Annotated in this window: 1 protein-coding gene; it reads left to right on the top strand. The window is 32.3% G+C overall.

What is annotated here, in order from left to right:
* Window positions 1-1,234: 1,234 nt before the first annotated feature.
* On the top strand, window positions 1,235-1,642 hold a 408-nt coding region (locus N8M16_RS10020; protein WP_261070144.1), incomplete at its 3' end, for a type II toxin-antitoxin system PemK/MazF family toxin.

The raw sequence follows: 1,642 nt of genomic DNA, 5'->3' as shown, positions 1-1,642 counted from the left end.
CTTTTTAGCCCAGCGATTTTGTCTAGGTTTGCTATTTTCGTTATCCATAGTGACCCCTTTTAGTGTTAAGTAAAAGAATATTACCCCCTTGAACCAGCTCTGTTCAGGCCTCCGAAGAGGGCGAGTCCCGTAGACTCATGGGCAACTTTTTTTGCAATGAATGTCTATGCCATGACATCAGCAGTCATTTTTCTGTCTCGACCTTGACAACTACCTTTAGAAATCTAGGCGGTAGCAACCCGGAGAAGGTTGTAGTAGAGCAAATCGGTGTATGAATAACTAGAATAACACTGCCTAAACACTATCGTTTAATTCCTTTCTTTTTACCTTTATTTTATTTAGTGTATTTTTAGAAAGTGCTATTTATCAGTTTGACTTTTTTCTCTTAATTTTCTTTTTATGTTCTTTTTCTTTTGCTTCTTTTACTTTTTTTATCTTCTAGAAAAAGCCTTGTTTTACAAGACTTTTCTTTTTATATTTTTCTCTTGTTTTTCTTACTCCACATCAATCAATTTTCTCTAATACTATTATGCCATTTTTTTCAAAAAATAAAAATCAGACAAAACATTTTTAGAAACCATTGTGTAGAGTTTGTTTTTCCTCTTTCTTGTTTCTTGCTCCAACCAGTCAATTCTATCCACTATATATTATGCCAGAAAATCAAAAAAATAAAAAATCTACTACTATCCCAGTTTTCCACAGCCAATTTTCTAAGAGAAAAGAGAGAGTTTTGAGAGTCAAAATCCCTTAATTTTTCATCTAAAATCTAATGAAAAAACTAACTAAAGACAAAAATTTGCAGTATAGTAAATTTTTGAGTTGCGCCACTAAAGTGGCGGTTAACTGTTTACCCATGCAAATTTCTGTCGAAATTTACTATACATGGGTAAACAGTTAACGCTTGCCGAAAACCCTTTGGTCGGGTTTCCAGCTGTCGCTTTTTCGCTCTTCGATAAGAGCGACTGACGAACGCTATCGCTATTTTCGTCAGTAAAAAAATTGTTTTTCAATGATCATTAAAAATGACCTTGAAAAAAATTTTTAAGCCCAGCAACCAAAAAAAGAAGAAATAATTGATAAAAACTGTTGAAATTTCAAGGTTATTTGATATAATGTAATTAGTCAAAAGCCTTGTTCGTCAAGGATACGATATTGAATTATAAGCCTTATTCGTTAAGGATATCATGGGGACGTATCTTTTAGGTACGTCTCAATTTTTTTATAGAGGTGAAAAATGGATATTGGTGGTGTATATCTAGTTAACTTCCCTAAAAAAGGCGGAAATGAGTTTCATGGTAAACATTATGCTGTTGTTATTAGTAAAGTATCAAATGATGATGGTACTCTATTAGTTGCGCCAATAACTGGGAAGAAAAAAGGTAAAAAATATCGTGGTGGAATCACGATTGATAACCATAAGTATCAAACTGAGTCAAGCTATGATAATGCGTTTATTTATGTTCGTAAGATCCAAGAAATAGATAAACGTAAAATCAGAAATCAACGTAAGAAACAAGTTGATGAGAACGGGAATATTCTATTAGATTCATCAGGAAATGAGTTGTTCAAAAAAGAATATACCAAAATTTATCAGCTTGATGAAAATGATTTTGAACTATTGAGAGATAAATGTAAAGATGTT

Source organism: Streptococcus mitis, from assembly GCF_946188375.1.
GTDB classification, from domain to species: domain Bacteria; phylum Bacillota; class Bacilli; order Lactobacillales; family Streptococcaceae; genus Streptococcus; species Streptococcus mitis_CX.
The sequence above is the reverse complement of the archived record's forward strand: the minus strand, read 5'-3'. Positions and strand labels throughout refer to the sequence as shown.